Origin of the sequence: Streptacidiphilus sp. MAP5-3 (assembly GCF_041262505.1) — a bacterium.
In the GTDB taxonomy this organism is placed as follows: domain Bacteria; phylum Actinomycetota; class Actinomycetes; order Streptomycetales; family Streptomycetaceae; genus Streptacidiphilus.
The window spans coordinates 107,159-132,799 of record NZ_JBGCCL010000006.1 but is presented as its reverse complement, the minus strand read 5'-3'; the positions used below and the strand labels follow the sequence as shown (position 1 = coordinate 132,799).

Genomic DNA, 25,641 nt, shown 5'->3' with positions numbered 1-25,641 from the left:
GGCTGTGGACACAGCAAAGGATTTACCGGTCCGCCGTCAGCACCAGCCCCGAGGTCGGCACCCCGGTCCCGGCCGTGACCAGCACCTTCTCCGCGCCCGCGACCTGGTTGACCGAGCTGCCGCGCACCTGCCGGACCCCCTCGGCGATGCCGTTCATCCCGTGGAGGTACGCCTCGCCCAGTTGTCCGCCATGGGTGTTGACCGGCAGCCGCCCGCCCAGCTCCAGCGCGCCTCCGGCGGCGAAATCGGCGGCCTCGCCCCTGCCGCAGAAGCCGAACTCCTCCAACTGCATCAGCACGAACGGCGTGAAGTGGTCGTAGAGCACGGCGGTGTCGACCTCGTCGGGCCGCAGGCCGCTGGTGCGCCACAACTGCCGGGCCACCACGCCCATTTCGGGCAGGCCGGTGAGATCGTCGCGGTAGAAGCTGGTCATCGCCTCCTGCGCCCGGCCCGCGCCCTGGGCCGCCGCCGCGACGACGGCGGGCGGATGCGGCAGGTCCCGGGCGCGCTCCACCGAGGTGACCACGATCGCCTGGCCGCCGTCCGTCTCCTGGCAGCAGTCCAGCAGGCGCAGCGGCTCGACGATCCAGCGCGAGGCGGCGTGGTCTTCGAGGGTGATCGGCCGCTGGTAGAAGTACGCGGCCGGGTTGGTCGCCGCGTGCCGCCGGTCCGCGACGGCGACCGGACCGAAGGCGTCCGGCGTCAGGCCGTACGTGTGCAGGTAGCGGGCGGCGTGCAGGGCGACCCAGGAGGCCGGGGTGAGCAGCCCGTAGGGCATCGTCCAGCCCATCGCCACGCCCTCGGCCGACGGCTGTCGTGCCTGCAGCCCGGACCCGAACCGGTGCCCGGAGCGTTCGTTGAACGCCCGGTAGCAGACCACGACCTCGGCCACCCCGGTCGCCACCGCCATCGCCGCCTGCTGCACGGTCGCGCAGGCGGCACCGCCGCCGTAGTGGATCCGGCTGAAGAACGACAGCTCTCCGATCCCGGCCGCCTGGGCGACGGTGATCTCGGGGTTGGTGTCCATGGTGAAGCTGACCATCCCGTCGACGTCGGCGGGAGTCAGCCCGGCGTCGTCGAGGGCGGCGTGGACGGCCTCGACCGCAAGCTTCAACTCGCTGCGGCCGGATGCCTTGGAGAACTCGGTCGCCCCGATCCCGACGATCGCGGCCCGCCCGCCGAGGCTGTCGGCCCGGTGCAGACTCATGCGCCCTCCTCCTGGTCCCGTTGTCCGTGGCCCTCTCCCGACGACTGCTCTCCGAGCACCAGCCGGACCGTCCCGCTGACATGCACGCCGAGGCGGTTGCGCCCGCGTACCACGAGCACAAGGTGCCGTCCGTCTCCGCCTCGCTCGGTCACCTCGCCGCTGAACCGCAGGTCGTCGCCGGGATAGGCAGGAACCCCGAGCCGGATCGCGATCGCCTCGATCCGCGCGTCGGGCCCGGCCCAGTCGGTGACGTACCGGCCGACCAGGCCGTTGGTGGTCAGGATGTTCATGAAGATGTCCGGAGCACCCTTGGCCCGCGCCAACTCGGCGTCGTGGTGCACGTCCTGGTAGTCCCGCGAGGCAATTGCACCGGCGACGACCAGCGTCCGCGTGACTGGAACGCGTAGCGGCGGCAGTTGGTCGGGACCGGACGGGTGGAAGACGGGCAACTCCAACTCGTCGTCGAAGCGCTGGAATCCGAGCCGCACGGGCATCCCGATCGACACCTGCTCCGGCGGGACGTCCACCATGTTGCTCACGATCCGTACGCCCTCGGCGAGTTCGACCAACGCGACCGCGTAGGGCTTGCCGAACGCGGCGGGCAGGGGGTGGTGGACGGTGACCTTGGAGTAGACGACGCCTTCGCCGGACGCGGCCTCGGCCCGCCAACGGTCGCTGCCGCAGGCGTTGCAGCCCGCCAGCCAGGGAAAACGTGCCGTGCCGCAGTCGTCGCACCGCTGGAACCGCAGCTCGCCGGCGGCCACGCCGTCCCAGAACCCGGCGTTGTCGCGGTTGACCACGGGCCGGGGGCGCACCGGCTTCGCCTTCGCGCCCTCCGGCTCGCCTTGCTCAGGCCCGCTCGCCCTGTCGACCGGTATGAACTTCAGGATCCGGAACCGGTGCGAGCCCAGCGGCGTCGCGTCCCCGGGCTTCTCGCCGGCCGCCTCGTCGTAGGCGCGCAGGTCCATCCTGGTGGTGACGAAGTGGCCCGTGCCCAGCGCGGTCCGCTTCTCGTCCGAGACGGACTCGATCACCGCGTCGAAGAGCACCCGCTCCCCGATCCGCAGCGGACGCCGGTACTCCTGCTCGCAGTCGGTCGCGACGACGGAGGTGCAGCCGGCCGCCTCCAACGCGGCCATGAGCGCGTCGAAGTGCTCGCTGCGACCGCCGTTGGGCGACCGTGGTCCGCCCAGCCCTGGCAGCGTCCACGCCTGCAGCATCGCGGGCGGCGCCACGGCGTCGGCGCCGGCGTAGGCGGGGTTGGCATCACCCATCGCCTCGCACCAGTGGCGGATCATCGGCGCGTTGACGGGGTCGGGTGCGACACCGCCGCTCACCGAGGGAAGGCCGGTCCAGTTCTGGAAGTCCACGGATCTGACACTGCGTCAGATCCGTTGCGGCTGTCAAGACAACGAGGCAGGGCCCCGGGTCGGCGCGATCCCCGGGGCCCTGCGCTGCCGTGCTGCGCCTTGTCGGCGCTCATGAGTGACGCATCATCAGAAAACGGTTCAGAAGATGATGCGGACGTTCGTGTTCGACTGGTCGGCGAAGACCGCTCCGCTGTTGTCCTTCACCCCCAGCGTGTTGTTCGCGTTCGACGCACCCGAACCAGTGGCCGTCTGCTGAGTCCAGTTCGAGTTCCCGTCGACCCAGCCGGAGAGGTTGCCGGTGCCGTTGTCGTTCACGATGCTGCTGTTCGACCCACCACCCGCAAAGGCCCCGTTGGAGTCGGCGGACGCCACCCCGGCCCCGATGACCAGCGCGGCGGCGGCGAGCGGAACAGCGACGAGAGCGGTGCGGATACGGGACATGCGGTCCTCCTGAGTGCTGCTGACTACTGCGGACTTCCGAGTGCGGACTGCGACGTCGCACCATCAGAATTCCTCAATGAATCGACAAAGAACCAGACCTCCCGGGCCATTTCGCCCTTTGGTGTGGACCGGGGAAGTCGATGCATGAAGCACGCCCGGGCGGGCCACCTGCCCCGTTCCCGGCCGCCGAATCCTCCGGGCTCCGCAGGCGTCCCGACGCCCGTCGTAGGCCCGGCCGGAATGTGACACCAGGCCGTGGGAGGGACAATCTGTAGGTCGCATGTCCCCCTCTGCACGAGTCCGGAGGAACCACGATGACGACAGGCGCCAGTCCCCGTGCCGGCACCGAAGCCGCCGCCGAAGAGGCCGACTTCGCCGCCCTGGGCCTCGCTCCGCAGCTCCTGCGGGCGCTTTCCGCTCTGGGCTACGAGGAGCCCACCCCGATCCAGCGCGAGGCCGTTCCTCCCCTGCTGGCGGGCAGCGACCTGCTGGGCCAGGCCGCCACCGGCACCGGGAAGACCGCCGCCTTCGCCCTGCCGGTGCTGCAGCGCCTCTCCCGGCGGGAGGGCAAGCGGTCCGGGCCGGCCGCGCTGGTGCTCGTGCCCACCAGGGAGCTGGCCATCCAGGTGTCCGAGGCCGTGCACCGCTACGGCAGCGAACTGGGCGCCCGCGTCCTGCCCGTCTACGGCGGCCAGCCCATCGGTCGGCAGCTGCGCGCCCTGGAGCAGGGGGTCGACGTGGTCGTGGCGACCCCGGGCCGGGCCCTCGATCACATCTCCCGTGGGACCCTGCGTCTCCACGACGTCGAGACGGTCGTGCTCGACGAGGCCGACGAGATGCTCGACATGGGCTTCGCCGAGGACATCACCGCCATCCTGGAGAGCGCGCCCGAGGAGCGCCAGACCGTGCTGTTCTCCGCGACCATGCCCTCCCGGATCGACTCCATGGCGCGGCGTCATCTCCGTGATCCGGTAAGGGTGCAGATCGAGCGGGAGGCCCCGGCCCCTGGCGAGGCCCCGAGCGTCAGGGAGACCGCTTATGTGGTGGCCCGGCCGCAGAAGCCCGCCGCGCTCGGCAGGATTCTGGACGTGGAGGCTCCGGAAGCGGCCATCGTCTTCTGCCGGACCCGTGAGCAGGTCGACCAGCTCGCCGAGAGCCTCAACGGGCGCGGCTACCGGGCCGAGGCGCTGCACGGCGGCCTGAGCCAGGAGCAGCGGGACCGGGTGATGGCGCGGCTGCGCGGCGGGACCGCGGACCTGCTGGTCGCCACCGACGTCGCCGCGCGGGGCATCGACGTCGAGCACCTCACCCATGTGATCAACTACGACGTGCCCTCCGCCACGGAGTCCTACGTGCACCGGATCGGCCGGGTCGGCCGCGCGGGCCGCGAGGGCGTGGCCGTCACGCTGGCGGAACCGCGCGAGCACCGGATGCTCAAGTCGATCGAGCGGGCGACCGGGCGCAGGATCCCGGTGGAGAAGGTGCCCTCGGTCGCTGATCTGCGGGCCAGGCGCCTGGAGCTGACCCGGGCCGCGCTCTACGAGAGCGTCCTCGAGGACGAGGACCTGGACCGGTTCCGGGTGGTGGTGGAGAGCCTGGCGGACGAGTTCGACATCATGGATGTCGCGCTGGCCGCGGTGAAGCTGGCCCATGAGTCGGGTGGCGCCGCCTTCGACGAGGAGGAGATCCCCGAGGTGGCGCCGACGGAACGGGGCCGTGAGCGCACCCCGCGCGGGCGCAAGGGCGGCGGCCGGCCCTCCCAGGGGATGACCCGCCTGTTCGTCGGCGTCGGCCGCAGCGCGGGTATCCGACCGCAGGACCTGGTGGGAGCCATCGCCGGGGAGTCACGGCTGAGCGGACGGGAGATCGGCTCGATCGAGATCGCCGACCGCTTCTCCCTGGTCGAGGTGCCCGAGAACGCGGCCGAGTCCGTGATCCGCGCCCTGCGCGGCGCGACCATCAAGGGCCGCAAGGCGAACGTCCGCCGCGAGCGGGAGCAGCGCCGCTGACCACCCCCGCGCCGCACGAGGACATGACACAGCCCCCGACCGTTGTTGCTGGTCAGGGGCTGTTCCTCGGCGGAGTCTGTGGGATTTGAACCCACGGTGACATCACTGCCACGACGGTTTTCAAGACCGTTCCCTTAGGCCGCTCGGGCAAGACTCCTGGTGTGGGCGATCTCCTCGTCCACGCCAGGGATCTTCTCACGACTTCGGGGCCGTGTGGCGATGATTACTGGTTGTCGCCGACCCGCTTGCCCAGGGTGACCGTGGTCGTGTGGGACTGGCCGTTGCGGGTGTAGACGACGTTGACCTTGTCGCCCGGGTGGTGGGCCCAGATCTCGCTGACGAGGGTCGGGCCGGAGTCGATCAGGACGCCGTCGAGCTGGGTGATCACGTCGCCCGGCTTCAGGCCGGCCTGGTCGGCCGGGCCTCCGGGGGTGACGGCCGGGGTGCCCTGGACCGGGGTGGAGGAGATCTTCGCGCCGTTGCCCTGGTAGCTGTCGTCGCGGAGGACGCCGAGGATCGGGTAGACCGGGATGCCCGTCTGGATCAGCTGGGAGGCGACCCACTTGGCCTGGTTGATCGGGATCGCGAAGCCCAGGCCGATGCTGCCGGACTGGCCGCCGCTCGTGCTCGAGCTGGTGGACTGGATCGCCGAGTCGATGCCGATGACCTGGCCTTCGGCGTTCATCAGCGGCCCGCCCGAGTTGCCCGGGTTGATCGACGCGTCCGTCTGCAGCGCGTTCATGTAGGACGTCTGCGAGGTGGACTGGTCGCCGGAGGCGACCGGGCGGTTCTTGGCGCTGACGATGCCCGAGGTGACCGTGCCGGAGAGCCCGAACGGCGCGCCGATGGCGATGGTGGTGTCGCCGACCTGGACCGCCTCGGAGTCACCGAGCGGGAGCGGGACCAGCTTTTCCTTGGGAACCGAGTCGAGCTTGATCACCGCGACGTCGTAACCCTGGGCGCGCCCCACGACGGACGCGTTGTAGCTCGACCCGTCGGCGAACTTCACCGTGAGCTTGCCGCCGCCGATCGAAGGGGCGACGACGTGGTTGTTGGTGAGGATGTGGCCCTGGGTGTCGAAGACGAAGCCGGTGCCCGTGCCGGACTCGGAGGAGCCGCTGGCCTCGATGGTGACCACGCTCGGCAGCGCCTTGGCCGCGATCGCGGCGATGGAGCCCGCCGGTCGACTGAGGCCGTTCGGGTTGCTGGCGGCGGTCACCGTGGTGCTGGAACCGGCGGTGTTGCGGCCCTCCAACCAGGAGCCGATACCGCCGCCGACCGCGCCCGCGACGATCGCCGTGGCGGCGAGCAGCGCGATGAACACGCCACGACGGCTCCCCGCCGACCTGGGCTTCTCGACGATCTGGCCCGCCCCGAAGGGACCGACCGGGGCGTCCGGGAGCGGCGGCATGGGCGCGGTCTGCCAGATCGGCGGCTGCTGCGGAGGCTGCGGCGGCCCGGAGGGAGCCTCGACCATCGGAGCAGGGGCAGAGACCGGCGCCGGTGCAACAGGAGGAGCGGGCGCCGGAGCGGGCGGCTCGACGAAGGGCGGGATCGGCGCGGCCGGTGCCGCAGGCTCGGCCGGAGCCGTCGGCGGCTGGTCCGCGACCGGCAGGCGCGCCGGGGGTGCGGGGAAGCCGGCGAGGTCGGGGTCGGCCGGGGGCGCGACCGGGGTACTCGCGGGCGCCTGCTCCGCCGGACGATCCGCCGGAGTCGCATCGGGGGCGGGGCGTTCCGACCCGTCGGGCCCACCCTCGTGCTCGGTGCTCACGAATCGACCTCCTTGATACCGGACCAACGGGCCCTAGCATTCCGCAGACGCTGTCGGGGCATCGTAAGTCCCAGCCGTGCGCGTGGCACCCCGGCCGCACTCCGGCCACCGCCGTGTTCCCGGGCTGTTCCCGCCCTGTTCCGCCCCGATCCGCCGTGATCCACCCGGATCCGCCCGGATCCAGCAGGGCCCAAAACCGGCTGCGGAGAGGCCCGACCAGCGTCCCCACCGGACGCCCAGCCCCTGGACAGGCCTTGGACGGTCACCGTACAAGCCGTACCATGCCTCGAAAACACGTACCAGCGCGCGGCGACGCGTGCTGAACCTGCACCATATTCATACGTATTCATATGCGCGGGAGCTTGGACCTCACTCCAGGCTGAGAGGGCAGCAGGCCGCAGGACGCGGCAGGGCAGCCGACCGCCTGAACCTGACCGGGTAATGCCGGCGTAGGGAGCTCTGCAGACGGCCATGTCCGCAACCCTTCAGCACGACCCCGACCACCTGGGCGCGGCGTCCGCACACGCGGCCGAGGCTCCGCTCGTCCTCGACACCGCGCCGCCGCGCACCCTCGGCTTCCGCGAGCAGGGCGCGCTCTGGGCCAACCTCGGCGTCAGCCTGATCGGCTTCTCCAGCGCCGCGACGGTGATGGTCAACTCCAGCAACAAGAACCTGGCGCTGGCCGCCTCGTTCACGGCGATCGTGGTCGGCACGGTCATCGGCACGCTGATGCTCGCGCTGGCGGCGATCATCGGCACGCGGACCGGCGCGCCCGCCATGGCCGTGCTGCGCGGGCTCTTCGGCACGAAGCTCTCCTACGTGCCGACGGTGCTCAACATCATCCAGTGCGTCGGCTGGGGCGTCTACGAGCTGACCGTGATCACCCAGGGCGCGCAGGCGCTCTACGGCGGCATTCCGCGCTGGGTCTACGTGCTGGCGGCCGGGGCGCTGACGACGGCGATGACGATCCGACCGCTGGGCTCGATCGCAGTGCTGCGCCGCTACGTCGCGATCGCGGTCGGCGTGTCGATGCTCTTCTTCACCATCCAGCTGGTCCGCCACGGCGTGCACAACCCCGGTGGGAGCAACTGGAACGGCTTCCTCTCCGCGACCGACTACGTGATCGCGGTCTCGATCTCCTTCGTGCCGCTGGCCGCCGACTACACCCGGCACTCGCGGACCGTGAAGGGCTCGTTCTGGGGCACCTTCACCGGCTACACCGTCGCGCAGATCTGGTGCTACATCGTCGGCGCGATCGCGCTGACCCAGGTCGGCGGCGACCCGAACAAGATCTTCTCCACCTTCACCGGGCTGACCGCCGGGTGGATCTTCTTCCTGGTGCTGGTGCTGCGCGAGGCCGACCAGTCCTTCGCGAACGTCTACTCGACCGCGATGTCGCTGCACAACCTCTTCCCGAGGGTGGACCGGCGCTGGCTGGCCGGCGGGATCGGCGTGCTGGTCACGGCGGTCGCGCTCAAGGTGACCACGCTCGGCGCGAACTACCAGACCTTCCTCGGTCTGATCGGCGCGGTCTTCGTTCCGCTGCTGGCGGTGCTGGCGGTCGACTTCTTCCTCGGCCGCGGCCGGGACGGCTGGGACATGTCCGAGCAGGCGCCGACGCGCTGGCTGGTGCTACTGCCGTGGGCGATCGGCTTCCTGCTGTACGAGCTGATCTCGCCGGCCGCGTTCCCCTGGTCGTGGTGGACCAACTTCTGGGCGGACGCGCAGGCGGACACCCACATCCATCCGACGTTCTGGACCTCGGCGTCGCTCTTCTCCTTCCTCGCGGCGGGCGCGGTGACCTTGGCGCTGACCCCGGTGCTGCGGAAGCAGGCCGACGCGACGGGCCCCGCCGACGCGGAGCCGGGCCAGGCGGAGGACGGCCCGGCGGAGGACGCCGCGCAGGAGGCGTGACCCGGGAGGTGTGACGCGGGAGGCCTGACCGGGGAGGCCTGCCGCAAAAGGCGTCACGCGGGAGGCGTGACGCGGAGCCATGACATGGGAGGCGTGACACGGTTGGGGACGGCGACCGCGTTCACCTGCGGTACACGCACGCCGCCTATCGTGGGGACGTGCACCCCCAGCCAGGCCCGACCGTGTCCGTCCCCTACCGGTCCACCACCCGCGTCATCGCCCACCGCGGCGCTTCCGGCACCTACGCCGAGCACACGCTCGCCGCGTACAAGCTGGCGATCGAGCAGGGCGCGGACGGACTGGAGTGCGACGTCCGGCTGACCGCCGACGGTCACCTCGTCTGCGTCCACGACCGCACGGTCAACCGGACCTCGAACGGACGTGGCGTCGTCTCCACGCTCGAACTCGCTCAGCTCTCCGAACTCGACTTCGGCGGCTGGAAGGCGGGCGACATCGAGGAGACCGACTGGACCTCGGCCGACCACACGTCGGTGCTCACCTTGGAGCGCCTGCTCGAACTCCACGCCGACGCCGGCCGTCACATCGAGCTGGCGATCGAGACCAAGCACCCCACCCGCTACGCCGGGCTGGTCGAGAAGCGGCTGATGGAGCTGCTGGGCCGGTTCGGCCTCGTCCCCTCCAAGGGCGAAGGCCCCTCCCCGGTACGGGTGATGAGCTTCTCGCAGCTCTCACTGCGGCGGATCCGCCAGATGGCGCCGGAACTGCCGACGGTCTTCCTGATGGAGCGGGTGCTGCCGTGGCTCCGCGACGGTTCGCTGCCGCACGGCGCGCGGATCGCCGGTCCCGGTATCGACGTGATCCGCGCCAACCCCGGCTACGTGGCGGCCCTGCACCGTGCCGGACAGCGGGTCCATGTCTGGACGGTGGACGAGCCGGAGGACGTCGAGCTCTGCCTGCGGCTGGGCGTCGAGGCGATCATCACCAACCATCCGCGGCGGGTGTTGGACCAACTCGGGAGATAGGACCCATACCGGCCGATGGATGCACAGGATGCTCCGGAATGGCTGGAAATTCCTCTGGGTCGTGGCTGGAATGCCATTCCGAACCCGTAGTCGAATGCGTAGCGTCACTATTCGGTGACGCGCTGTGAAATGCGCTGTGCGCGCCCTCTTCGAGCCCCCGGAAAGCCCGCCAAGGTGCGCAGTTTTCCGTTTTCGACTTGCCCTTACCGGGCATTCACACCCTGGCGCAAGACGAAGGAGGAGGTCCGGGGGTGGCCGTGGTGGTGGCGCATGAGGTGCCGACTTCTTCGTCGACCATGGCAGTGCCACATGGTCCGGAGAGCGTACGGACGGCACGTCGTAGGTTGCGCGAGGATCTCGGTGAGCACCTGGTGCCCGAGGGCGTGATAGACGACGCGGTACTGATCCTCTCGGAGTTGCTCAGCAACGCGTGCAGGCACGCGAGACCGCTGGAGCGGGAACGCGGGCTCGCGGCGGGGCTCATGGGGACGCTGGCGGAGGAGCAGGAAGAGGTCCTGGTCGGCTGGGAACTGCACAGCGACGGGCTGCTGACCGTCGAGGTGACGGACGGCGGCGGACCCACCCGCCCGCGGCGGTCGGCCCCGTCCCTGACCGCACGGGGTGGACGCGGCCTGGGGATTGTCGGCCAACTCGCCTCGGAGTGGGGCGTCCGCGACGCGCCCGGCGAGGTGACGGTGTGGGCGGTGTTGCGCGTCCGCGCACGCCACGCACGCAGGGACGCGGAGGCGGAGACCGCGGCGGCCGCGAGCTGAATCAATCTTGGCACACGGGGAAGTTGCACCATCAGGGGCGCGGGGAACTGCGCGAGAAACCACGGATGAGCGGATGGCCCTGAACGTTCGGGGCTCCACCTGCGTGGGTCGCGCAGTTCCTCGCGCCCCTGAGGTGATTGCAACTACCTGCGGCAGCGAACATCCAGGCAGTCGCGCCCACGCGGCGAAGCCGCAGGGTGCCGCAGCGGCAGACGGACAACGGGCCCACCGTCAGACCCGTACGCTCTCCCGGAGGGAATCAGTTCCGTTCCGTTCCACCGGGAGTACGCACCATGGCCAAGAAGAAGGCCCCGCTCACCAGCACCCCCGTCACCGACGGGCCCGTGCCCGTTGTCGGCGCGCGCGAGGCGTGCCCCTGTGGGTCGGGGCGGCGGTACAAGGCGTGCCACGGGCGTGCCGCCGCGCATGCCGTCGCGGAGCTGGTGCAGCGGCCGTTCGAGGGGCTGCCCGGGGAGGGCGACTGGGTCGCCCTGCGCGAGCTGGTCCCGGCCGCGACCGCGCCGCTGACGGTGACCGCCGAGACGCTGGCGACGGCCGAGGGTGACGTTCCGTCAGTGACGCTGGTGACCGTGCTCCCGATGGCCTGGCCGGCCATGCGTCGGCAGGACGGCAGCATCATGCTCGGGCTCCAGACCCAGACCTCCTCCGGCGATCTGAGCCGAGACCTCGCGGACGCGCTGGTGCAGGCGCTCGCCGCCGAGCCGGGCAGCCCCGTGCCGCCGCGGCGTCCCGCGCCGGAGGGGCCGCGTCTGCAGCAACTGCTGGACCTGGAAGCGCCGTTCGAGCCGACCGTGCACACCGGCTTCGAGTACTGGCTGGAGGACGCCTCGGCCGCGACCGGTGAGGTCGCCGCCTCGCTGGAGCAGGCCAACGCCGCCGTCATCCCGACCGAGAAGCTGGAGTCGGTGCCGCAGGCGTACTGGTGCGCCGCGCCGGACCGGAACCACCTGCGCTGGGTGATGCCGCACGAGGAGGAGGCGCTGCTGGACGCGCTGGCCCGCCTGGCCGCCTCGGGCGAGGCCTCGCTGGGCGAGGGGACCAAGCTGGTCGGCTCGTTCCGGGCGCACGGTCTGGTCGTGCCGGTCTGGGACCTGCCGCAGTCGATGACCCCAGCGGACTGCGAGAAGCCGGCCGCCGCGTTCGCCGAGCGGCTGGCCGCCACGCTGGAGCGCGGGGGCGCGCTCAGCGCGGAGGAGCGGAAGGCGCGCGCCGGTCTGGTGAACCGCCAGGTCACCCTCAGCTGAATTCCCGTCACCTATCGCTACCCGATATCGGGACCGGGGCGGACTGACCGTCAGTCCGCCCCGGAATACCGTGATCTGCGTCACATACCTTGGTCGAAACCCGGAAATTCCGGGGAAAGACTTCGCTCCAGGGAATTTGCTTGCGGCCCGGAATTTGTTACGGTTTAAACAGCCCGGTCGCTGGTGCATCCCCCGTCGCCAGCGGCCGGGCCTTTGCCTGCTACCGGCAGGGTTGGCAACACCACCCGCCTGGGAGCTTTCACGGCGCCAGGGTCGCGCCGTCCGGCGTGGCGACGCTCGCCGCGACCAGGGCCTCCACCAGATCACTCACCGACGGCAGCCATGGCTGCTCCCGCGTCGAGAGCGGACGCCGGACCCAGCGCATCGCGCCCGCGCCGGTCCGCGAGGGCGGCAGTACGACGTAGCCGCCGGGGCCGTGGTAGCGCAGGCTGGTCGGCACCCACTCCTGGGCCACCAGCAGTTCGCCCAGCTCCGGGAACGAGTAGGGCGCGACGAGCAGCACGTAGCGGGTCGGCGTGGCGATCACCGGACCGATCGGCACGCGCAGCGCGTCGAAGTAGTCGAGCACCCGCGCACCCGCCTCCGCGGGCAGGCTCAGCGCGCAGACCTGGCCGCCCGTCGCCACCAGCACCGGCGCCTCGGGACGGCGGGACCACCACCAGCGGATCATCCGGTCGTCCGTCGTGGCCGCGAGCAGCTTCGGCTCGTGGGGATGGGCGCCGGGAACCTGGCAGTCCGGCCGAGGGCAGCGACAGCCGCCCCCCGGGGCCGCGCCGACGCCCGGCAGCACCGGCCACCCCCAACCCCTGGCCGCCGTTCTTGCCGCGCCGAGAAACCGGCCCCTGGTCCGCAGCCGCCCGGCCCTGCGCCCAGCCCTGTATACGGCCCTACCGACGGCTCTGCCGACGGCCTTACCGACGAGTGTTGACACCCCGCGCATGAGCACTCGTTCCTTTCCGTGACGGTCAAGGATCGGTAGGTGACCTCGCGCAACGAGAAGCGCACCACGCCCACCGCGCCTGCGGTACCTGGCTGGAGGTGGCGCCAGGGTGGCGCATGCTCGCCCGGCCGGATCGACCGACCGCAACACTGCCGCCCCGTAACGGTTCTGTACCCACCGAAGGCACGCACGAGCACGTTCTCTGTCGAGACTGACGCATCGTCCGGATTGACGCACGACGAGCGAGGATGGTTCCTCCGTTCGGGGTATTCACCCTGTCTGGTACGGAGGGGTCTGCTAGGGGGCAACCGACCGTACGATCCCCGGATGGACCCGGATTTCGCGTCGGCCCACGAGGCTGACACCTCATCAATTCCGCACCCCGACGGGGCTTCGGAGCAGAAGCCCGGCGAGAATCCCGGAGCGGGGCCCGACCCACGGCCCGCCGCTCCGGAGTTCGCCCTGGTGATCCGCGCGCACAACGACGCGTCGCGGATCGCCTTGACTGTACTCGCGGCGCGCCGACTACCGCAGGTCCGCGCCGTGCTGGTGCTGGAGTCGGGGTCGACGGACTCCACCCGGCGGGTCGCCCTGGACAGCGGTGCGACGCTGCTCGCGGACGAGGCCGATCTGGCCGGATACACGCCCCTGCCACTGCTGTGCATCCGCCCCAGCCGGGAGGGCGGCGCGACGCACGCACTCGACGAGGTGCTGCCGCTGGTGGGTCCGGTCGCCTCGGGCGCGGCGGACATGGCCCTCGGCTGGTGCCCGGCCGAGGGCCGGGGCCGGGCCGCCGAACGGCTGGAACGTCGCGGCCTGGCCCGCGCGGGCCTCGCACTGCCCCGTGCATCCGGTGCGTCCGGGGCGTCCGGCAGGCCCGGCGTGCTGACCGGCGAGTACTGCCTGACCAGCGCGGCTTTCGCCGCCAGCTGGCCACCGGCGTCCGGGGCGGGGGAGCTGGTCGGCAGGGCGGCGGACCTGCTCCGGGCCGGGCTGCGGGTGGCGCCGGTCCAGCTCGAACCGCCGCGCCTGATGCGTCCGCTGGGGCTGCGCGAGCGCCGGGAAGTGGCCCGTGCGCTGCGGGGACGACGTTCCGTTACCGGCGGGGGCGCATAAATCGATAGTTGAAACGATCAATCGCACCGATGTTTTTCGGCCAAATATTCGGGCAAAGACACCAACCACGTGGCAGCGGACAGTTCTGGACATCACCCGATCGGTGTGTGTAGAAGAGACTCATTAATTGCCGTATGGCATGACATGGGGGTGCATAGTGATTCAATTCAGACAAAACTTTAAGAATCCAGCATCACTCTTTGTAGTTATCGCAGGTGCGGGCCATGGCTGAGCATCACACCACCCTGGGGCTTCCCGCGCCCACGAGCCCTGCTGAAACGATCAGCGGAGAACCGATCGCTGCCCTCCGCGAGCGCTCCGCCGACGACCCCCTGGCTGATTTGACCACCCTGTACGACCTGACCGACCGGCTCAGCGGCGCAGCCGACCTGGAGGCGGCCCTCACCGGCCTGCTGGCCGACGGCGCCGCGCTGATCGGCGCCCGGCGCGGCATGCTGCTGCTGACCCAGCCGAGCACCACCCTCGGCCTCGGCCTGGACCGCGCCGCCCTGGGCGCGCTGGAGACCGTCCCGGCCGCGCAGATCCTGCGCGCCGCCGGCGGCGAACCGACCGGAGACCGGTTCCGGGAGGTCGCCCACCAGCTCGGCATCGGCGCGTCCTACGCCCAGCCGCTGGCCGACCTGGGCTCGGTCGTCTGGTTCTACGACACCCCCGCACAGCCGACCGAACGCGAGCAGCGCCTCGCCGGGCTCTACTGCGCGTCCGCCGCCCGGCTGCTGGCCAAGGAACTCGACCGCGACCGGCTGCGCCGCACCGCCGACGCGCTCCGTCGCGGCCTGCTCCCCGGCACGTTGCCGCGCGTCGGCGGCATGCGGCTCGCCGCGCGCTGCGTCACCGCCGGGCTGGAGAGCGCGGGCGGCTGCGACTGGTACGACGCGATCTCGCTCCCGGAAGGCGCCCTCGCACTGAGCGTCGGCAGCGTCACCGGCGGCGGCGCGGACTCCGCAGCCGCGATGGGCCGCCTGCGGGCGGCGCTGCGCGCGTACGCGGTGCTGGAGGGCGAGGACCCGGTCGCCGTGCTCGGCGATCTGGAGCTGCTGCTCAAGAGCACGGAACCCGCCCGGACGGCGACGGCGCTGTACGCATTCGTCGAGCCCTCGGCCCGCCGGCTCTCCCTGGCCGGGGCGGGCCAGTGCCCGCCGCTGCTGGTGACCTCGTTCGGGGCCTCGTTCGTGGAGACCTCGCTGAGCGCGCCGCTGGGCATGCTGAGCTGCTGGGAAGCGCCGGGCGTGGAGCTGCGGGCCGACCGCGGCGACGTGCTCCTCCTCTACACCGACGGGCTGGCCCGCCGCTGCGGCGAGGAGTCCCTCCACGCCGGCCAGACCCGCCTGCGCGCGGCCGCGGCGGAGGCGCCGCGGGATGTCCGCCAGGACCCGGAACGTTTCTGCGCGTACCTGCTCGACGCGTGCGTCGGCGCGGCGGAGCCGCTGCCGGGTGCGGATGACCTGGTGCTCCTGGCCGCACGCTTCGACTGAGGGACAGTTGCACCATCAGGGGCGCGAGGAACTGCGCGAACAACCCATGATGAGCGGATGGCCCTGCTCGTTCGGCCTGCTACCTGGGTGGCGTGGGGGTCCCCCCGCCGAAGGCAGGGGTGGGGGTCCCCCCGCCGAAGGCAGGGGTGGGGGTCCCCCCGCCGAAGGCAGGGGTGGGGGTCCCCCCGCCGAAGGCAGGGGGATTGTCGCGCCCACGCGGCGGAGCCGCACATGAGCAGAGCCCCGCGCCCCCAGATAGTGCAACGTCTCCGCCTGCCCAAAGCCCTGTCCTCCGACTCGGCCGCGGCCGTACTCTTGTACGGACTGCAAGCCGCTGACACCCCTGACAGCGGCCTTGCGTTCCCCGTACCACGAGGAGGCGACACAGCGTGACCGAGGACGATCTCGCTCCCGAGACCGACGAGCTGACCGAGGCGGCGGAGTCCGCCGAGGACAAGCCGATCAAGCAGCGGAAGAACGGTCTCTACCCCGCCATCTCCGACGAGCTGACCGCCGTCATGAAGAGCGGCTGGGCCGACACCGAGCTGCGGGACCTCGTCCCGGCCGAGCAGTCCGCGTACGCGGCCAAGCGACGGGCCGCGCTGTCCGCGCGTTTCCCCGGGGACCGGATCGTCGTGCCGGCCGGAAACCTGAAGACCCGGTCCAACGACACCGAGTACAGCTTCCGCGCCGCCACGGAGTACGTGCACCTCACCGGTGACCAGACCGAGGACGCCGTCCTGGTGCTGGAGCCGCGCGGTGAGGGCGACGAGGGCCACGACGCGTACCTCTACCTGCTCCCCCGCTCGGACCGGGAGAACGGCGAGTTCTGGCTGAGCGGCCAGGGCGAGCTGTGGGTCGGCCGTCGGCACAGCCTGACCGAGGCCGAGGCGCTGCTCGGGCTGCCGGCCAAGGACGTGCGCAAGGCGGCGGAGGAGCTGGCCGGGCAGGCCGACGAGCGTCCGGCGACGACCCGCGTGCTGCGCGGGCACGACGCGGCGATCGAGACCGCGCTGGCCCCGCACACCACCAAGCACGGTGACGACGAGCTGCGCGTCTTCCTCAGCGAGCTGCGCCTGGTCAAGGACGAGTGGGAGATCGGCCAGCTGCAGGCCGCCTGCGACGCGACCACCAAGGGCTTCACCGACGTGGTGCGCGAGCTGGCGCAGGCGGTGGCCACCTCGGAGCGCTGGATCGAGGGCACCTTCTTCCGTCGCGCCCGGGTCGAGGGCAACGACATCGGCTACGGCTCGATCTGCGCCGCAGGCCCGCACGCGACAACGCTGCACTGGGTCCGCAACGATGGCGAGGTCCGCCCGGGCGAGCTGCTGCTGCTGGACGCGGGCGTGGAGACGTCGACCCTCTACACCGCCGACGTCACCCGCACCCTGCCGATCAGCGGCACCTTCAACGAGCTGCAGCGGAAGATCTACCAGGCCGTCCTGGACGCCCAGGAGGCAGGAATCGCGGCCGTCAAGCCGGGCGCCCGCTACCGCGACTTCCACGAGGCGGCGCAGCAGGTCCTGGCCGAGCGGCTGGTCGAGTGGGGCCTGCTGGAGGGCCCGGTGGAGCGCGTGCTGGAGCTGGGGCTGCAGCGTCGCTGGACCCTGCACGGCACCGGCCACATGCTCGGCCTGGACGTGCACGACTGCGCCCACGCCCGCGTCGACTCCTACGTCGACTGCGTGCTGGAGCCGGGCATCGTGCTGACCGTCGAGCCGGGTCTGTACTTCCAGGCCGACGACGAGCTGGTCCCGGAGGAGTACCGCGGCATCGGCGTCCGGATCGAGGACGACATCCTGGTGACGGCCGACGGCAACCGCAACCTCTCCGCGGCCCTGCCGCGCACGGTCGAGGACGTCGAGAGCTGGATGGCGAGCCTCAAGGGCTGACACCGAAACGGGTGAGGGGGTCACGGAGCGGCGGCCTGCCGCTCCGTGACCCCGTGTCAGTTCACTTCGTGTCAGTTCACTTCGCCGCGGCCTCGCCGCGGTCCGCGTTGGCCAGGACGGCCTGACGGAACCAGACGGCAGCGCCCGGCGCGACCTTCTCGTAGTACTCGGTGAACCGCGGGTCCGAGATGTACATCTCGGCCATGCAGCGGTGGAACCCGAACGAGACGTCGTGGAAACGCCGGGTGATGTGCCGGCGGTGGTCCTCCGCGATCGCCATCGCCTGTTCGCTGTCCGGCGCGGCACCGGCCCCGATCGCCTCGGCGATGCGTGCGTTGAGCGCGTCGCCCTCGGCCTTGATCTCGACCCAGTCCTCCTTGGAGTACCGCGCCGCGCGCTGCTGGGACTGCTTCCAGGCGTCGGTGTCGCCCCAGCGCGCCTCCGCCTCCTCCTGGTGGTCGACGTAGTCCTCGCCGAAGACCTCGAACTTCTCCTCGGGGGTCAGTTGGATCCCCATCTTCCTCGCCTCCAGTGCGTGCTCCACGGACGCGACCATCTCCTGGAGCCGTTCGATCCGCCCCAGCAGCAGACTGCGCTGGCGGCGCAGGTGCTCGCTCGGGCTGACGCCCTGGTCGTCCAGGATGGTCGCGATGTCGTCGAGGGAGAAGCCGAGCTCCCGGTAGAAGAGGATCTGCTGCAGCCGGTCCAGGTCCGCGTCGTCGTAGCGGCGGTAGCCGGACGGGGTGCGACCGCTGGGCTGGAGCAGCTTGATCTCGTCGTAGTGGTGCAGGGTCCGCACGGTCACCTTGGCGAACCGTGAGACCTGACCGACCGAGTAGCTCATGGGGCTCTTTCCTCTCCCTCGTGCTCCCAGCCTGCGGCCTCACGTGACGTGAGGGTCAAGCGGGAATCGTGCCGGGGAGGGGAGGCCTGTTGTCAGGACGCCTGCGCGAACGGGCGGTCCCGGTAGGTGAGGGTCTTGTCGAAACGGACCACCGCGCCGCGTCTCGGGTGGTTGCGGAACTGCACGTCGTCGGAGAGCGCCCGGATCAGCAGCAGGCCGCGTCCGCTCTCGGACGAGTCGGGCACCGGCGCGAAGGCGACCGCCGCGCTCCCGACAGCCGAAGGGCGGGGACGCGAAGCGCGTGCCCGCCCGTGGCTCTGACCCAGGCCCTGGCTCTGGCTCTGGCTCTGGCCGTGACTCTGGCTGTGGCCGAGCGCATGGCGTCCCATACGGGCGGCGAAGCCGGGACCGGAGTCGGTCACCTCGATCCGCAGGCGGTTCCCCTCGATCGTCGCCGTCACCTGGAAGCCGTCGTCCTCAGCGGCGGCCGCGCCGGGACACGCGTGCTCGACTGCGTTGGCGCACGCCTCGGTCAGCGCGACGCCGACCTCGTAGGAGATGTCCGGGTCCACGCCGGCGGTGGCCATGGTGCCGAGGAGGATGCGGCGGGCCAGCGGAACGCTGGCGGGTTCGCGCCTGAGGTGGAGAGACCACCAGATGTCCACGGCAGGCTCCTTCTGGCTCCGGCTCCACATACCAGTAGGTATTGCCGACCCGCCGAAGAATGAACCGCTTCGGGCGGATCTTGTCGCTCTCTTGGCGGAGTGTCGGGGGCGAGGGCGTGGTCCGGGTCTCGTCCGGGCGGCCGCGCACCGCCAGGCGCACGCCGGAGCGCATGGGGGTCGCACGTTCGGTCCCGTTTCAGCCCTGGGTTTCCCTGGGCCCTCCCGACAAGGGAAGACTCCGGCCATTTCCGCCCCCGTGGGCCTGCTCCGTACACCCCTCTGAGAGACTGTCCCGCGTCATGACCGCCTTCCGCGCCCCGCGCGCCGCCAGCCTGGACCTTCGCCTGCTGCGGGCTCTGCCCTTCGCGACGGTCTGCGTCCTGGTGTCCGCGCTCGGGCACGCGCTGGGCGGCGGCGGCTCGGTGCCGCTGCCGACACTGCTGGTCGGACTCGTGCTGGTGCTGCTGGCAAGCACCGCCCTGGCCGGACGCGAACGCGGCCTGCCGGCGATCGCCTCGGCGCTCGCCGTCGGCGAGCTCGGGCTGCACGCCCTCTTCCACCTCTGCGCCGGTGCCTCCGGGATGAGCGGGATGACGGGCATGGCCGGGATGCCCGGGATGAGCGGGGCAGGCGGCGGAACGCCGTCCGCGCTGCTGCAGCTCGCGGCACGGCTGCTCTGCGGGCCCGGCCCCGACGGCACCCTGGCGCTGCCTCCGGGCACGACGGCCAGCCAGATCGTCAGCCAGGCCGGCTTCGACCCGCATCTCTATCTCGCCTCGCTCCCGACCGCTCCGGCCGCCCACGGTGTGGGCGCCGTCTGCGCGATGCTCGGGCTCACCCCGCTGATGGTGCTCGGCCACCTGCTGGCCGCGCTGGTCGCAGGCTGGTGGCTGCGGGGCGGCGAGGCCGCGGTCTGGCGGCTGCTGGGCCTGGCCCTCGCGCCGCTGGGCCAGTTGCTCCGGCTGGCCCTGGCGCTGCTCGCCGGGCTCACCACGATCGGCGTCCCCCCCGCACGGCGCTGGGCCGTGGACGACTGGCGGCTTCCCGCACACGCGCTGCTGCGCCACCAACTGGTCCGGCGCGGTCCCCCGCGCGCTCTCCTGGCCTGACCGTCCGTCCGCCATACCCGTCCCGCTTCCCCGACCTGCCTGTCCGGTCGGTGTACGCACGATGGGTCGGCGGGGTGGTTGGTCGGGCCCTGTGATTCCTGCCGAGTCCCGCCGGTGCGGCGACTCCGTTCCGCCCGCCGTGGACAACCGGTCCACCGGCGGCCACAGGTCTTCAGGATCTCCAGGAGAGAACCACCCATGCGCATGAGCGCCTTCTCTGTCCGCTCGCTCCGTTCCGTCCGCTCCGTCCGTTCCGCCCGCGTCGCGGTGCCCGCCGCGCTGGCCGCCGCAGGCGTCGTGCTGCTGGCCGTGCCCGCGTCCGCGCACGTCACCGTGCAGCCGAACTCCGCCGCCGCCGGTGCGGCGGACCAGGTCTTCGCCTTCCGGGTGCCGAACGAGTCGGACACCGCCTCGACGGTCAAGGTCGACGTCTACTTCCCGACCGACCACCCGATCGCCTCCGCGCTGGTCGAGCAGGTGCCGGGCTGGACCGCAGCGGTCCAGACGGCCAAGCTGGCCACCCCGATCCAGACCGACGACGGCCCGGTCACCAACGCGGTCTCCGAGATCACCTGGACCGGCGGCAAGATCGCCCCCGGCCAGTACCAGGACTTCACCGTCGACTTCGGCCAGCTGCCGACCGACACCAAGCAGCTCAGCTTCAAGACCCTGCAGACCTACTCCGACGGCACGGTCGTCCGCTGGATCGACACCCCCGCCGCGGCCGGTCAGCCCGACCCCGCGCACCCGGCTCCGACGCTCAACCTGACCGCCGCGTCCAGCAGCGCCACCACGTCCGGCTCCAGCGGCAGCACCGGCAGCACCACGCAGACGGCGTCGGCCACGTCCGACAGCGGCTCGGCGACCGACACGGCCGCCCGGGTGCTGGCCGGCGTCGGCCTGGTCGTCGGCCTCGCCGGTGTCGTCTTCGGCTTCCTCGGCTGGCGTCGCGGCGGACGCCGCGGCAGCGCCGCCTGATCCGGCACTGATCGGAGGGGTGGGGCCGCACCCCGGCCCTGCCCCTCCTCCGCCGCCTGACCGTCCGTCCGTCTTACCGTCCGTCCGCCTTACCGCTGCCGATCCCCGCGATCGCCAGAGAGCGAGTTCACCGCAATGGCCTCCCACCCCTTCTCCGCGCCCACCCGTCGTTCCGTGCTGCTCGGCTCGGTCGGCGGCGCCGCCGCACTGCTGCTGTCGGCGTGCGGCTCGTCCTCGTCCTCGACCGGCTCGGCAGGCGCCGGGTCCGGGGACCCGCAGATCGACTCCGCCCAGCAGAACGGCCCGTACCAGGGCACCTACATGCCGCGGACCTTCGACAAGCCTGCCGTCACGCTGACCGACACCAGCGGCAAGCCCTTCAACCTGGCCACCGGCACGGCGGGCAAGGCGACGCTGCTCTACTTCGGCTACACGAAGTGCCCCGACGTCTGCCCGACGACGATGGGCGACATCGCCGTGGCCGTCTCCAAGCTGCCCAAGGCGCAGCAGAGCCAGATCGACGTGGTCTTCGTGACGACCGACCCCGACCACGACACCCCGGGCACGATCCGCAGCTGGCTCAACTCCTTCAACCCGAACTTCATCGGCCTGACCGGCGACATCAAGACGGTCATCTCGGCCGCCGCCTCGGTCGGCGTCTACGTCGCCGCTCCGGCCAAAGGCCAGGAGCCCGTCCACGGCGCGCAGACGCTCGGCTTCCTGCCGACCGACAACAAGGCGCACCTCCTCTACACCAGCGGCACCACCTCGGCTGTCTTCGGGCACGACCTGCCGTACCTGATCAAGGGTGTGACGGTGTGACGGGCCGTCACCGGGCGCTGATCGCCCTGGCCGTCGCCGCGCCGCTGCTGGCGGCGGGTTGCTCGTCGCCGGGTACGTCGTCCCAGGCCACGTCGTCCGCAGCCGCGTCCACCACGGCGGACGCGGGGACCGGGACGCCCAAGCTGAGCGTCTCCGGCGCGTACATACCGCTGCCGTCCGCGCCGGACATGGCGGCCGGCTACTTCGTGCTCACCAACGCGGGTGACAAGGCGGCACGGCTGACCGGCGTCACGAGCACGCAGGCGCAGAGTGTGTCGATGCACCAGAGCACCGCCACCACCATGGTCGACCTGCCCTCGGTCACCGTCCCGGCGCACGGCCAGGTGGCTTTCGCCCGGGACGGCAGGCATCTGATGCTCATGGGGCTCGCCGCCCAGCCCAAGGTCGGTCAGCACATCGCGCTGACCCTGCGCTTCGACGACGCCGCTCCGCTCGACGTCGAAGCAACCGTCCAGCCGCTGACGTACCAGCCGGGACAGTGAGGACGTAACGATGAAGCGCACCGTCCGCTCCGCCGCGGCGCTGTTCTGCCTGCTTGCGACACTGCTGCTGGGAAGCGCGGGGGTGGCCTCGGCGCACGCCGCGCTGCTGTCGACCGACCCCTCTCAGGGGACCGTGCTGGCCGTCGCGCCGAGCACGGTGACGCTGCACTTCAGCGAGTCGGTGACGCTGGAGACCGGTGCGGTGCGCGTGTTCGACCCCAACGGCAAGCAGGTCGACACCGGCACGGCCGGGCACGCGGGGAGCGACCCGTCGACCGCGAGCGTGTCGCTGAACCCCGCCCTGGACCAGACCCAGGGCACCTACACCGTGGCGTGGCGGGTGATCTCCGCCGACACCCACCCCGTCGCCGGGGCGTTCACCTTCTCCATCGGCCGGACCACCTCCCCTGCGGCGCTGTCCGGAGTCGAGAGCAACTCGGGGTCCGCCTCGACCGGATTCCTCTACGGCCTCTCGCGTTCGGTCCAGTACGGGACGTTCGCGCTGCTGGCCGGGTCGGTGGCGCTGGTGCTGCTCGGCTGGCCGGGCGGGCTGCGGCTGCGCTCGGTGCAGCGGCTGATGCTCACCGGCTGGGCCGGACTGCTGCTGTCGACCCTGGCCGAGCTGGCGCTACGCGGGACGTACGAGGCCGGGACCGGGCTCGGCAAGGTCTTCGACCTGAGCCTGCTGCGGCAGGTGCTGGGCGAGAAGCTTGGCGTGCTGCTGGCCGTGCGGGTGCTGCTGCTCGCGGGCGCGGGCGTCTTCCTGGCGCTGCTCTCCGGACACACGGGCGCGAGCGACCCGGCGGGTCAGGACGCGGGCGCCGGCGACGGCGTGGAGCGGCGGCGACGGATCTGGCTGGGCATCGTGGGCGCGGTGCTGGCCGTCGCGATCGCGCTGACGTGGCCGCTCGGCGACCACGCCTCGGTCGGCATGCAGGTCCCGCTGGCGATCACGTCGGACACCGTCCACGTCCTGGCGATGGGCCTGTGGCTCGGCGGACTGGCGACCGTCCTGGTCGGCCTGCGTCGGTCCACGGCGGACGGTGGCATCGGCGTCGCGGGCGTGCAGCGGTTCAGCGCGGTGGCACTCGGCGCGGTCACCGCGCTCGCGGTCACCGGCGTCTACCAGGCGTGGCGCGGCCTCGGCTCCTGGTCCGCGTTGACCTCGACCACCTACGGGCGGCTGCTGCTGGTCAAGATCGGCGCGGTCGCGGTGATCCTCGGGGGTGCGTGGATGTCGCGCCGCTGGCTCTCCCTGCTGCGCGCCGACCCGGCAGAGCAGCAGGCCGACGCGGCGGAGGCGCTGGTCGCCGTCGGCGCACCGGCCGTCGAGGCGGGGGTCGAGGTCGGGGCGGATGTCGGGGCCGGGACGGAGGCTCAGGTCGGGGCTGAGGGTCAGGCCCGGGCCGGGGTCGGGTCCGGGTCCGAGGTCGGGTCCGGGTCCGGTCCCGGGTCCGAGGTGGACGCGGAGCGCGCCGCGCAGTTGGCGCGGCAGGCAAAGGCGCGGCGGCAGGCCAGCGTGCGCAAGGCGCACCAGGCCGCCCCCGCCCGGGGCATGCTGCTGCGGTCGGTCGCGCTGGAGGCGGTCTTCGCCGTCGTCGTGCTGGGCGTGACCACGGTGCTGACCAACTCCGCGCCGGGCCGTGCCGTCGCCGAGCAGCAAGCCGCGACCGCCGCCGCCAACCGGGGCCCGGTCGACGTGACGCTCCCCTACGACACCGGCGGCAGCACCGCGTCCGCCAAGGGAAAGATCACCGTCGACATCGACCCGGCCCGGACTGGGACCAACACGATGCACGCCTACCTCTACGACTCCACCGGCAAGCCGGTCGACGTCCCCGAGGTCGATGTGACGGTCAGTCTGGCCGCCCGCAGCCTGGGACCGATGCCGGTCAAGGTGGACCACCTCGACATCGGCCACTGGGGCGCGGCGGGCCTGGAGCTCCCGCTGCCCGGCACCTGGACCCTGGCGGTCACCATCCGCTCGGACGCCATCGACGAGACCACCGTGACCACCCCGGTCACGGTCGGTTGAGCCACCGGAATCCGAACCACGCACACACGCACGCGTACGAGAAGCAAGTTGAGCACAGGTTGAGCACAGAGCGATGACCGACGAGGACAACAACCACCCCCGCCCCACCCCCCGGACCGTCTCCCGGCGTCGCCTGCTCGGCGCGGCGGGAGTCGGCGGCGCGGCCGGGATCGCGCTCGGAGTCGGCGGCTACGCGCTGGCCGACGCCGGAGGCGACCCGGCTGCCACGACCGGCGGCAGCGGCGACGGCGCGGCGCTGGCCGGCCTCGGCGCCGACGCCGTGCCGTTCCACGGCACGCACCAGGCGGGCATCGTCGAGCCGATGCAGTCGACGCTGCACGCCACGGCGTTCGACCTCACCTCCGGGACCGGCCGCCCCGGGCTGGTGTCGTTGATGAAGCGCTGGTCCGCCGCAGCCGCCGCGATGGCGGAGGGCCGGACGCCACCAGGCCTGACGGATGATCAGGTCGCCCTGGACGCAGGCCCGAGCTCGCTGACGGTCACCTTCGGCTTCGGCGCCCCGGTCTTCACCAAGGCCGGGCTGACCGCCCAACTCCCCTCCCAGCTCACGCCGTTGCCGCCCTTCCCGGAGGACCAGCTGGACCGCGCGCGCAGCGACGGGGACCTGTGGGTGCAGGTCCGCGCCGACGATCCGCTGGTGGCGTACCACGCGATGCGGACGCTGCAGCGGCTCGCCGTGGGCCAGGCCGCGCCGCGCTGGCAGACGACCGGGTTCAGCCGCGCGCCCGGCGCGACGCGCGAGCCGATGACCGGCCGCAACCTGATGGGCCAGATCGACGGCACCAACAACCCCAAGCCGGGCAGCGCGGGCTTCGACGCGACGGTCTTCGTCCCGGCGAACGCCACGGCTGCCACCGCCGCCGGACAGCCGTCCTGGATGGCAGGCGGCAGCTACGCGGTCTTCCGGCGGATCCGGATGCTGCTCGACACCTGGGACCAGCAGTCGCTGGACGTGCAGCAGCGCACGATCGGGCGGCGCAAGGACAACGGCGCACCGCTCTCCGGCGGGCCGGGCAGCAGCGAGACCACGACCGTCGACCTCGAATCGTTCGACCCCGACGGCTCGCTGGCGATCCCGGGCGACGCGCACATCCGGGTCGCCGCCGCCGCGTCCAACCAGGGCGCGGCCATGCTGCGGCGCGGCTACTCGTACCACGACGGCTACCGCCCGGACGGTGCGCCCGACGCGGGGCTGCTCTTCGTCGCGTTCCAGGCCGACCCGATGAACGGCTTCGTCCCGGTGCAGCGGAAGTTGGCCCGCGGCGACGCGCTGTCGCGGTTCCTGGTGCACGAGTCGAGCGGCCTCTACGCGGTGCCGGGCGGCGCGAGCCCCGACGGCTACGTCGGCCAGGCGCTGCTGGAGTCCTGATCCCCGGGCCCAGCGGAATTCGAGGGGCCCGGCGAATCCTGGGACCCTGGGAAGGGACCTGGGTCGCCTTACCGTGGCCCGCGTCCAGCCCGCAAGA

At 71.9% G+C, this 25,641-nt stretch carries 21 protein-coding genes, 1 tRNA gene and 1 riboswitch; of the genes, 14 read left to right on the top strand and 8 right to left on the bottom strand.

What is annotated here, in order from left to right; all coding sequences use genetic code 11:
* Positions 1-22: 22 nt before the first annotated feature.
* The 3 genes from ABH928_RS12195 to ABH928_RS12185 all read right to left on the bottom strand — a co-directional run bounded on the left by ABH928_RS12195 (position 23) and on the right by ABH928_RS12185 (position 3,018).
* The gene (locus ABH928_RS12195; protein WP_370065241.1) at positions 23-1,207 is read right to left on the bottom strand and encodes a lipid-transfer protein; all 1,185 of its coding nucleotides are present in this window, start codon (positions 1,205-1,207) and stop codon (positions 23-25) included.
* The gene (locus ABH928_RS12190; RefSeq protein ID WP_370065239.1) at positions 1,204-2,577 is read right to left on the bottom strand and encodes an OB-fold domain-containing protein; all 1,374 of its coding nucleotides are present in this window, start codon (positions 2,575-2,577) and stop codon (positions 1,204-1,206) included. Before ABH928_RS12190 ends, ABH928_RS12195 begins: the two co-directional genes overlap by 4 nt.
* Positions 2,578-2,715: 138 nt before the next feature.
* The gene (locus tag ABH928_RS12185) at positions 2,716-3,018 is read right to left on the bottom strand and encodes a hypothetical protein (protein ID WP_196195968.1); all 303 of its coding nucleotides are present in this window, start codon (positions 3,016-3,018) and stop codon (positions 2,716-2,718) included.
* Between the two features lie 314 nt (positions 3,019-3,332).
* Between ABH928_RS12185 and ABH928_RS12180 the strand changes: the two genes are divergently transcribed.
* Positions 3,333-5,027, top strand: coding sequence for a DEAD/DEAH box helicase (locus tag ABH928_RS12180; protein WP_370065236.1), 1,695 nt, complete (start codon positions 3,333-3,335; stop codon positions 5,025-5,027).
* A gap of 70 nt (positions 5,028-5,097) precedes the next feature.
* Here the strand turns inward: ABH928_RS12180 and ABH928_RS12175 are convergent.
* Both ABH928_RS12175 and ABH928_RS12170 read right to left on the bottom strand, forming a co-directional pair.
* A tRNA-Ser gene (locus ABH928_RS12175) sits at positions 5,098-5,184 on the bottom strand.
* A gap of 66 nt (positions 5,185-5,250) precedes the next feature.
* On the bottom strand, positions 5,251-6,798 hold the full coding sequence (locus tag ABH928_RS12170; protein WP_370065234.1) for a S1C family serine protease: 1,548 nt from the start codon (positions 6,796-6,798) through the stop codon (positions 5,251-5,253).
* A gap of 344 nt (positions 6,799-7,142) precedes the next feature.
* A riboswitch (TPP riboswitch) is annotated at positions 7,143-7,271 on the top strand.
* Here ABH928_RS12170 and ABH928_RS12165 point away from each other — a divergent pair.
* From ABH928_RS12165 to ABH928_RS12150, 4 genes are all read left to right on the top strand, one after another.
* Positions 7,270-8,712 (top strand): cytosine permease, encoded by a 1,443-nt coding sequence (locus tag ABH928_RS12165; protein WP_370065232.1) that lies wholly within the window; start codon positions 7,270-7,272, stop codon positions 8,710-8,712. (Overlaps the previous riboswitch by 2 nt.)
* 158 nt (positions 8,713-8,870) lie before the next feature.
* Positions 8,871-9,695, top strand: a complete 825-nt coding sequence (locus tag ABH928_RS12160) for a glycerophosphodiester phosphodiesterase (protein ID WP_370065230.1) — start codon at positions 8,871-8,873, stop codon at positions 9,693-9,695.
* 251 nt (positions 9,696-9,946) lie between these two features.
* On the top strand, positions 9,947-10,468 hold the full coding sequence (locus tag ABH928_RS12155) for an ATP-binding protein (protein WP_370065228.1): 522 nt from the start codon (positions 9,947-9,949) through the stop codon (positions 10,466-10,468).
* A gap of 293 nt (positions 10,469-10,761) precedes the next feature.
* Positions 10,762-11,733 carry a DUF5926 family protein gene (locus tag ABH928_RS12150; protein WP_370065226.1) on the top strand — a complete coding sequence of 324 codons (972 nt, stop codon included), beginning with the start codon at positions 10,762-10,764 and terminating at the stop codon, positions 11,731-11,733.
* Positions 11,734-11,992: 259 nt separating this feature from the next.
* On the opposite strand, the gene ABH928_RS12145 is transcribed toward ABH928_RS12150, so the two are convergent.
* Positions 11,993-12,694 (bottom strand): bifunctional DNA primase/polymerase, encoded by a 702-nt coding sequence (locus ABH928_RS12145; RefSeq protein WP_370065224.1) that lies wholly within the window; start codon positions 12,692-12,694, stop codon positions 11,993-11,995.
* Positions 12,695-13,021: 327 nt separating this feature from the next.
* Here ABH928_RS12145 and ABH928_RS12140 point away from each other — a divergent pair, with 327 nt between their 5' ends.
* From ABH928_RS12140 to ABH928_RS12130, 3 genes are all read left to right on the top strand, one after another.
* Positions 13,022-13,810 (top strand): hypothetical protein, encoded by a 789-nt coding sequence (locus ABH928_RS12140; RefSeq protein ID WP_370065222.1) that lies wholly within the window; start codon positions 13,022-13,024, stop codon positions 13,808-13,810.
* Between the two features lie 224 nt (positions 13,811-14,034).
* Positions 14,035-15,306, top strand: a complete 1,272-nt coding sequence (locus tag ABH928_RS12135) for a PP2C family protein-serine/threonine phosphatase (protein ID WP_370065220.1) — start codon at positions 14,035-14,037, stop codon at positions 15,304-15,306.
* A 425-nt stretch (positions 15,307-15,731) separates the two neighbouring features.
* Positions 15,732-17,198 carry an aminopeptidase P family protein gene (locus ABH928_RS12130; RefSeq protein ID WP_370065531.1) on the top strand — a complete coding sequence of 489 codons (1,467 nt, stop codon included), beginning with the start codon at positions 15,732-15,734 and terminating at the stop codon, positions 17,196-17,198.
* A 76-nt stretch (positions 17,199-17,274) separates the two neighbouring features.
* On the opposite strand, the gene ABH928_RS12125 is transcribed toward ABH928_RS12130, so the two are convergent.
* Both ABH928_RS12125 and ABH928_RS12120 read right to left on the bottom strand, forming a co-directional pair.
* Positions 17,275-18,042 carry a MerR family transcriptional regulator gene (locus ABH928_RS12125; RefSeq protein ID WP_370065218.1) on the bottom strand — a complete coding sequence of 256 codons (768 nt, stop codon included), beginning with the start codon at positions 18,040-18,042 and terminating at the stop codon, positions 17,275-17,277.
* A gap of 92 nt (positions 18,043-18,134) precedes the next feature.
* A complete protein-coding gene (locus ABH928_RS12120) occupies positions 18,135-18,707 on the bottom strand; it encodes an ATP-binding protein (protein WP_370065216.1) in 573 nt (190 codons plus the stop codon).
* Positions 18,708-19,006: 299 nt separating this feature from the next.
* On the opposite strand from ABH928_RS12120, the gene ABH928_RS12115 reads away from it, so the two are divergent.
* The 6 genes from ABH928_RS12115 (at position 19,007) to efeB (ending at position 25,544) form a co-directional block, all read left to right on the top strand.
* Positions 19,007-19,816 carry a hypothetical protein gene (locus ABH928_RS12115; protein WP_370065214.1) on the top strand — a complete coding sequence of 270 codons (810 nt, stop codon included), beginning with the start codon at positions 19,007-19,009 and terminating at the stop codon, positions 19,814-19,816.
* A gap of 204 nt (positions 19,817-20,020) precedes the next feature.
* Complete coding sequence (locus ABH928_RS12110; RefSeq protein ID WP_370065212.1) at positions 20,021-20,794, top strand: YcnI family protein; 774 nt, start codon at positions 20,021-20,023, stop codon at positions 20,792-20,794.
* 135 nt (positions 20,795-20,929) lie between these two features.
* The gene (locus ABH928_RS12105; protein WP_370065210.1) at positions 20,930-21,616 is read left to right on the top strand and encodes an SCO family protein; all 687 of its coding nucleotides are present in this window, start codon (positions 20,930-20,932) and stop codon (positions 21,614-21,616) included.
* On the top strand, positions 21,613-22,119 hold the full coding sequence (locus tag ABH928_RS12100) for a copper chaperone PCu(A)C (protein WP_370065208.1): 507 nt from the start codon (positions 21,613-21,615) through the stop codon (positions 22,117-22,119). Before ABH928_RS12105 ends, ABH928_RS12100 begins: the two co-directional genes overlap by 4 nt.
* Before the next feature lie 10 nt (positions 22,120-22,129).
* Complete coding sequence (locus ABH928_RS12095; RefSeq protein ID WP_370065206.1) at positions 22,130-24,154, top strand: copper resistance protein CopC; 2,025 nt, start codon at positions 22,130-22,132, stop codon at positions 24,152-24,154.
* 73 nt (positions 24,155-24,227) lie between these two features.
* Positions 24,228-25,544, top strand: coding sequence for an iron uptake transporter deferrochelatase/peroxidase subunit (gene efeB / locus ABH928_RS12090; RefSeq protein WP_370065204.1), 1,317 nt, complete (start codon positions 24,228-24,230; stop codon positions 25,542-25,544).
* The last annotated feature ends 97 nt before the right edge of the window (positions 25,545-25,641 follow it).

Bases quoted from the DNA above. Each gene is read 5' to 3' on its own strand.
- ABH928_RS12195 (WP_370065241.1), bottom strand. From the start codon at position 1,207: ATGAGTCTGCACCGGGCCGACAGCCTCGGCGGGCGGGCCGCGATCGTC.
- ABH928_RS12185 (WP_196195968.1), bottom strand. From the start codon at position 3,018: ATGTCCCGTATCCGCACCGCTCTCGTCGCTGTTCCGCTCGCCGCCGCC.
- ABH928_RS12180 (WP_370065236.1), top strand. From the start codon at position 3,333: ATGACGACAGGCGCCAGTCCCCGTGCCGGCACCGAAGCCGCCGCCGAA.
- ABH928_RS12165 (WP_370065232.1), top strand. From the start codon at position 7,270: ATGTCCGCAACCCTTCAGCACGACCCCGACCACCTGGGCGCGGCGTCC.
- ABH928_RS12150 (WP_370065226.1), top strand. From the start codon at position 10,762: ATGGCCAAGAAGAAGGCCCCGCTCACCAGCACCCCCGTCACCGACGGG.
- ABH928_RS12145 (WP_370065224.1), bottom strand. From the start codon at position 12,694: ATGCGCGGGGTGTCAACACTCGTCGGTAAGGCCGTCGGCAGAGCCGTC.
- ABH928_RS12140 (WP_370065222.1), top strand. From the start codon at position 13,022: ATGGACCCGGATTTCGCGTCGGCCCACGAGGCTGACACCTCATCAATT.
- ABH928_RS12135 (WP_370065220.1), top strand. From the start codon at position 14,035: ATGGCTGAGCATCACACCACCCTGGGGCTTCCCGCGCCCACGAGCCCT.
- ABH928_RS12125 (WP_370065218.1), bottom strand. From the start codon at position 18,042: ATGAGCTACTCGGTCGGTCAGGTCTCACGGTTCGCCAAGGTGACCGTG.
- ABH928_RS12115 (WP_370065214.1), top strand. From the start codon at position 19,007: ATGACCGCCTTCCGCGCCCCGCGCGCCGCCAGCCTGGACCTTCGCCTG.
- ABH928_RS12110 (WP_370065212.1), top strand. From the start codon at position 20,021: ATGAGCGCCTTCTCTGTCCGCTCGCTCCGTTCCGTCCGCTCCGTCCGT.
- ABH928_RS12105 (WP_370065210.1), top strand. From the start codon at position 20,930: ATGGCCTCCCACCCCTTCTCCGCGCCCACCCGTCGTTCCGTGCTGCTC.
- ABH928_RS12095 (WP_370065206.1), top strand. From the start codon at position 22,130: ATGAAGCGCACCGTCCGCTCCGCCGCGGCGCTGTTCTGCCTGCTTGCG.
- efeB (WP_370065204.1), top strand. From the start codon at position 24,228: ATGACCGACGAGGACAACAACCACCCCCGCCCCACCCCCCGGACCGTC.